At 68.9% G+C, this 6,479-nt stretch carries 5 protein-coding genes; all 5 read right to left on the bottom strand.

Annotated features, from left to right (window positions below; genetic code table 11):
- Positions 1 to 1,241: glucose-6-phosphate isomerase (locus tag JMF90_RS18770; protein WP_201325307.1), on the bottom strand; the 1,241-nt coding region annotated here is incomplete at its 3' end.
- A gap of 10 nt (positions 1,242 to 1,251) precedes the next feature.
- Positions 1,252 to 2,397, bottom strand: a complete 1,146-nt coding sequence (locus JMF90_RS18765; RefSeq protein WP_011548193.1) for a glycosyltransferase family 4 protein — start codon at positions 2,395 to 2,397, stop codon at positions 1,252 to 1,254.
- Positions 2,398 to 2,440: 43 nt separating this feature from the next.
- The gene (locus tag JMF90_RS18760; RefSeq protein ID WP_011548194.1) at positions 2,441 to 3,400 is read right to left on the bottom strand and encodes a glycosyltransferase family 2 protein; all 960 of its coding nucleotides are present in this window, start codon (positions 3,398 to 3,400) and stop codon (positions 2,441 to 2,443) included.
- 62 nt (positions 3,401 to 3,462) lie between these two features.
- Positions 3,463 to 5,688 carry a polysaccharide biosynthesis tyrosine autokinase gene (locus JMF90_RS18755; protein WP_011548195.1) on the bottom strand — a complete coding sequence of 742 codons (2,226 nt, stop codon included), beginning with the start codon at positions 5,686 to 5,688 and terminating at the stop codon, positions 3,463 to 3,465.
- A 50-nt stretch (positions 5,689 to 5,738) separates the two neighbouring features.
- Positions 5,739 to 6,479 (bottom strand): SLBB domain-containing protein (locus JMF90_RS18750; protein ID WP_201325306.1); only part of this gene is annotated, 741 nt, incomplete at its 5' end.

Raw genomic sequence — 6,479 nt, 5'->3', positions numbered from 1 at the left:
AAAAGCATCACGACGCCGGCGAGATACAGCAGCGTGCCGGGCCAGCCGAGCACGAACGGCACGTTCATCACGCCGCTGTCGAAGCTGCCGTACTTGCCGAGTTCGCCGCTGTCGCTCGACAGCTTCGTGGACGCGCCGGTCGCGCCCATCCCTTCGCCGGCGACGTCGGTAAACGCCGTCTGCGCGAAGGTCGCGTAGAACTTGTTGCGGTCGTCGTAGCTGCGGTCGTCCTTCAGGTTCGTGATCGACTGCAGGCGCGCCCCGAGCCGGTCGGCCACCGGCCCGACGGTCAGCAGCGGCACGCACAGCCCGACCAGCACGACGCCGCTGATCAGAATCCGCATCCGCACGCGGTTGCTCGATTGCACGAGCTGGATCGCGAGCGCGATCACCCAGCCGCCCCAGGTCGAGCGCACGAGACACAGCGCGAACGACACGAAACCGGCCGCGCCCGCGAACCAGCGGATCTTCTGCGGCGCGACCAGCACGAATACCAGTGCCCCCATCATCGCGAACGCGAACGGCCCGGACGAATTCATCGTGCTGAACACACGCACGCCGTACGGCACCGGCTCGCCCTGCGAGCCCATCTGCGAGCCGACCATCCACAGCACGTCCCACTGCGGCATCACGAAATACTGCACGACGCCGTACAGGCCCATCACGAGCATGCCCCACATGAAGGTGGACAGCAGCACGTCGCGATACTCCGGATAGTTGCGCGCGTTCACCATGATGTGAAAGCCGATCAGGATCGGGTACAGCCAGTTCGCGAGGTCGTAGGTCGCGGCCATCACGCCGCTCGACACGATCCCGACCAGGTACGCATACACGAGCCCGAACAGGATCAGCAGCACCGGAATCCCGCGCCGCTGCGCGAGCACGCGGTAATGCCTGACGAGCCCCAGGCCGGCGATCATCGTCACCGCGAGCGGCGCGACCTGGATCAAACTCGTCGGCGTGAACGCGCCCTTCGACCAGTCGGCCAGGCGCCGCACTTCCGGGCTCAGGAACCACACCCACCACATGAAGCCCACGTAGCGTGCCGGGCTCTTGAAATACAGCCAGATGCCGACCCCGATGGCCAGCACCGGGAACGCGAGCGTCAGCACCTTGCCCTGGTGGATGGCGATCAGCGCGGCGGTCAACGCCCACAGCCCGGCCTGCCCGGCCCAGTGCTTCGGCTCGGCGAACCAGCTGCGGGCGCGCGACGGCGCGCGTTCGGCGGCAATCGTACTCATCGATCCGCGCTCACTGCGACGACGCGCTCGAATCGGCGAGCGGCATCGCGACGCCGGCCGGCGCGGGCGTGCGGCGCCGGCGCAGCATGTCGCGCGTGATCCGCACGTGCTGCTCGGCGAACGCCTGCGTGGTCAGGTCGCGTTCGCGCAGGCAGGCGGCGGCCGCCCGCGCGCAGTCGAGCGCCGCCGCCGGGTCGGCGACAAAGCGGTCGGCGGCCTGGCGCATCGCCTGCGCGTCGAACGCCGGCACATAGGCGGCCGTATCGTGCGGGAAATAGTCGCTCAGGCCGCCCACGTCGGATACGATCATCGGCTTGCCGACGGCCGCCGCCTCGAGTATCACCGTGATGCCCGATGCATGGAAATTCGGCCGCAGCGGCACGACGATCACGTCGGCCCACGCGTACAGCTCGTGCTGCTTCGCGAGCCCCGACGCCGGGCCGATCTTCACGTTCGGCGCATGCCATTCGCGCGGCACGCGGCGGCGCGTCGCGAGCCGCACCTCGTAGCGTTCGTCGCCGCCGAACGCGGCGAGGAACGTGCGCCAGTCGCGGTCGCGGTCGTTGCCGATCGCCGCGATCCGCAGCGGCCGGTTCGGTTGCCATTGCCGCGGCTCGACCGGCGGGAAATCCTGCGTGTTGAGCCCGTAATAGACGAATTCGGCTTCGCGCCCGAGATAGCGTCGGCACAGGTCGGCGTTGTCGCGGGCGAGCGTGGTCAGCGCGTCGGCGCGCGCGAGCAGCTTGCGGTACAGCCAGCGGCGCGGGCCGCCGAAACTGCCCCACTTGTCGAACAGCCACACGCTCTGCGCAAGCAGCAGCGGGCGCTTGCCCTGCGCGCCGGCGAGCTTGAGGATCAGCGCGGCGGCCAGATGCTCCTGCTCGGTGTGCGTCCAGATCACGTCGGTCGCGAGCAGCGCCGCGCGATTGCGCCACGCATGCACGATGTCGAAGCCGAGCGCCGCCTTCAGCGCGCGGCGCGCGACGCTCACGACGCGGTTCTCGCCGACGTCCTGCGAATAGGTCAACCGGAATTCGTCGGATTCGGCGTGGTGATAGCCGTACAGGCAGCCGATGTCGTCGCCCTTCCGGTAGGTACGCGGATCGGCGCCATAGAACAGATGGACGTGGACTTGGGTTGCAGCCTTCGTGGTCATGCGAGCCCTCCGGATGTGGCCGCGCGCGGTGCGCGCAGGCCGTTCAAGACGTCACCGGCGGCATCGCCGCACGGTGGGGGGCAAGGTTGGTGCGACGCGCATCGCGGGCGCCGCGGCGCACCGCGCGCCAGTGCGCGAGCACGCGGGCGCGCCGCGCGGTCGGCAGCGCCAGCAGCAGGTGCGCGAAGCCCGGGTAGACGCGCGTGCCGACCAGCGCCCACCACCACCACGCGATCTCGCGCCGGAGCGGCGACAGATGCTCGCGCAGGATCAGGTGCAGGTTGTGCGCGCCGTTGCTGATCGCGTTCAGCGACGCGGCATCGCGCCGATCGTCGTCGAAGCGCTCGGCCGGAAAATGATCGACCGCGATCGCCGGGTCGTAGACGAGCTTCCAGCCTTCGCGCTGCACGTGCATGCTGAAGCCCATGTCGTTGTGCATCTGCGCGCCGGCGCCGCGCAGCCGCGTGTCGAAGCGCAGCCGTTCGATCGCCGCGCGTCGATAGCTCATGTTTGCGCCCTTGAGCATGTCGACTTCGCGCGCGCCGCCCACGCCGAGGTGATGATTGCCGATGATCTTGCCGGACAGCGTGAGCTGGCCGACGAGCTCGCGCGATTCGTCGAGCAGGCGGCCCTTCTCGTGCACCCAGTCGCGTCCGCCGACCGCGCCCACGCGCGGATCGGCCTGGAATACGGCTTCGATGCGCGCAAGCCAGTCGGGGCGCGGCGCCGCATCATCGTCGGTGATCGCGACGATGTCGCCGTTCGCCGAGTCGAGCCCCTTGTTCAGCGCGGCGACCTGCCCCCCCACGTCGACCGGCACGATGCGCAGCGGCAGCGCGCCGCCGACCGCCGGATCGGCGAGCCGTTCGTGCGTGGCGTCGTCCTCCGGGCGCGCGACGACGATCACCTCGTCGGGCAGCCGCTGCTGCCGCTGCAGCGCCAGCAGGCAGCGCGCGAGGTCGGCGGGACGCCGGTAGGTCGGAACGAGCACGGAAATTTTCATCAAGGATTCTCCAGTCGGCCGGGCAGGTGCCGTTCGCGCCGGCCCGGTGTCGTGAAATGCGGTCAAGCGCTCAGGTATTCGTGTACGGCCGCATAGCCGCGGCCGTAGCCGCGCGCCTTCGGCGGCACGCCATTGAAGATCCCGCCCTCCAGATCGACGCCCGCGGTGCGCAGGCGCTTGATCGCGTCGGCGATCTCGCCTTCGGTATGCATGCCCGAGCGCAACACGAGGAACGTCGAGCCGGCCATGCGGCCGATGATGGTCGCGTCGGTCACCGCCAGCACCGGCGGCGAATCGATCAGCACGACGTCGTAGCGCTTGCCGAGCCCTTCGAGGTATTGCGGCAGGCGCGTCGACATCAGCAGTTCCGACGGATTCGGCGGGCGCGTGCCGGCCGCGATGAACGACAGGCCCTGCACCGGCGTCTCGCGGATCGCTTCCTCGAGCGGCGACTGATCGCTCAGCAGCTCGGACAGGCCCGGCTGCACGGTGAGACCGAAGTAGCGGTCGAGCATCCCGCGGCGCATGTCGGCGTCGATCAGCAGCACGCGCTTGCCCGAATGCGCGAGCAGCACCGCGAGGTTGACCGTCAGGAAGCTCTTGCCGATGCCCGGCGTCGGGCCGGTCAGCACGATCACGCGGTTCTTCGCGTCCATCATCGCGAACTGCATCGCGGTGCGCAGGCTGCGCATGCTCTCGACGCTCAGGTCCTTCGGACGCAGGCTCGCGAGGATCGGCCGCGCACGGCTGCCGCCCTTCTCCGCCGCCGCGTCGAGCTTCACCTGCTCGGCGCTTTGCGGCACCAGCCCGTACAGCGGCAGGTTGAACGTGCGCTCGATGCGGTCCGGGTCCTCGATGCCCTGGAACAGGTTGCGGCGCAGGAACACGACGCCCGTGCCGAGGATCAGCCCGAGGAACACGGCGGCCGACAGGATCAGCACCTTCTTCGGCTTGACCGGCGCGCCCGGACGCAGCGCCGAATCGATCAGGTGGATGTTGCCGCCCGTGCCGGCCTTCTGCACCGACAGTTCCTGCACGCGGTTCAGCAGCAGCACGTAGATGTCCTCGGCGACCTTCGCGTCGCGCTGGAGCTGGACCGCCTTCACCTCGGTCGCCGGCAGGCTGCGGAAGCGGTTGCTGAACTTGTCCTTCTCGCCCTGCAGCTCCGCGAGCTGCTGCTTCGCGGCGATCACCATCGGATGCGAATCGGTGAAGCGCTGCGCGAGCGACGCGAGCTGCAGCCGCTGCGCGGCGATCTGCTGTTCGTACTGCACGCTGCCTTCGAGGTAGACCTTCGCCTCGTCGCTCGCGTTGATCGAGCCCGACGTGCGCTGGTATTGCGTGAGCGCGGCTTCCGCGCGTTCGAGGTCGGCCTTCAGGCGCGGCTCCTCGCCCTTCAGGAAGTCGAGCATCTTGGTCGCTTCCGCCTGCTTCGCGACCACGTGCTGGTTCAGGTACGACTGCGCGAGCGCGTTCGCGATCGCGGCGGTCTGGTCCGGGTCCTTGCCTTCGAGCGAGATCTGCACGACGCCCGTCTGCTTGCCCTGCTCGCTCACCTGGATACCGGCCTGGAAGCCGCTGATCGCGTCGAGATCGTTGTAGCGCACCACCGTGAACTGCGTGCCGGGGCGCGCGACCAGCTTCCGCACGAGCAGCGTCACGCCGCCGCCCTGCGCGGCTTCGTCGACACGGCCCGCCAGCAGCCGCGTGCCGTTCTCGTCGACCAGCGAATAGGTGCCGTTCGGGCCGGCCGTCAGCGTCAGCTTCTTGCCTTCGAGCGCCGGCACGACGCTGATCGAGTCGACGTCGGCGACTTCGCCGCCCCACGCATACGACTTCAGGCCGAGCCACGGCCGCGACGGCTCGCCGGGCGTCGCGAGGCGCGCGGCGAGGCTGCCGAGCACCGGCAGCGTCTTCGGCGCGACCGAGAAGTTCAGCTTGAACTGCTCGACGACCGGCGTGACGACACCGCGGCTCTTGATGATCTCGATTTCCGCGTCGGTCGGCGCCTGCTGCGGGCCGCTGTTGATCGACGCGCCCGTCTGCGTCTGCGTGAGCGCCTGCGACGTGTTGTCGTTGCCCTCGACCCGCACGTGCACGTCCGCCTGGTAGACCGGCTTCGCGATGAAGCAGTAGAGGCCGGCGAGCGCGACGACCGTCACCGCGATGCCGATCAGCAGCCAGATGTCGTCCATGATCACCTGGAGCAACTGGCCGAGAACGAAGTCCTCTTCCTCGGTCTTCGCGGTCAGGTCCGCGTAGGAGTGTTTCGCTTGCGTGTTCACCATTCGTTCCCGCTTGAGTGGTGCCGGGGGGCGGACGCCGCCCCGGCGGGCTATCAGCGCGTGATTTGCCGCATGTAGAAGATCGTCTGGATCGTCGGCAGCACCTGCTGCAGCACACGGTTGAACTGCACCGAACCGGCCGTGCTGACGTAGACGACGTCGAGCGGTTGAAGCGGGAAGCGGCTCGACAGCATCAGCGCATCGGGCTGCGTCATGTCGAGGCGGTACACCTCGGGCTTCGTCGGGTTGTCGCGCATCCCGCGCATCACGTAGATCTTGCGCGGGTTCGCGTCGGTGTCGAGAATCCCGCCGCCCGCGGTCAGCGCATCGGCGATGGTCAGCTTGCCCTTGAGCATCGGCACCGTGACCGGCGTCTTGACCTCGCCCATGATGAACACGCGGCTGTCGCTGCGGTCCGGCACGTTGACGATGTCGCCCGGCTGCAGCATCACGTTCTGCTTCACTTCGCCGCGATCGAGCACGCCGTTCGCGTCGAGCGTGTAGAGCTTGCCGTCGCGCGTCAGGCGCACGCGCTGCAGGTCGGCCTCGGCGGTCGAGCCGCCGGAGCGCGAGATCGCGTCGACGAGCGTGAGCGGCACGTCGCTCACCGCGAGCGGGCCCGGCTGCTTCACCTCGCCCGTCACCTGTACCTTCTGGCTGCGGAACGACAGCACGCGCACGTCGAGCTGCGGATTCTTCACGTAGCGCGACAGGCTGGACGCCATCTCGTCGCGGATCTGCGCGACCGTCTTGCCCGCCACGCGGATGCGGCCGACGAACGGGAAGAAGATCGT

It is taken from the genome of Burkholderia sp. E168m23 (assembly GCF_016586125.1).
In the GTDB taxonomy this organism is placed as follows: Bacteria; Pseudomonadota; Gammaproteobacteria; order Burkholderiales; family Burkholderiaceae; genus Burkholderia; species Burkholderia orbicola.
The sequence above is the reverse complement of the archived record's forward strand: the minus strand, read 5'-3'. Positions and strand labels throughout refer to the sequence as shown.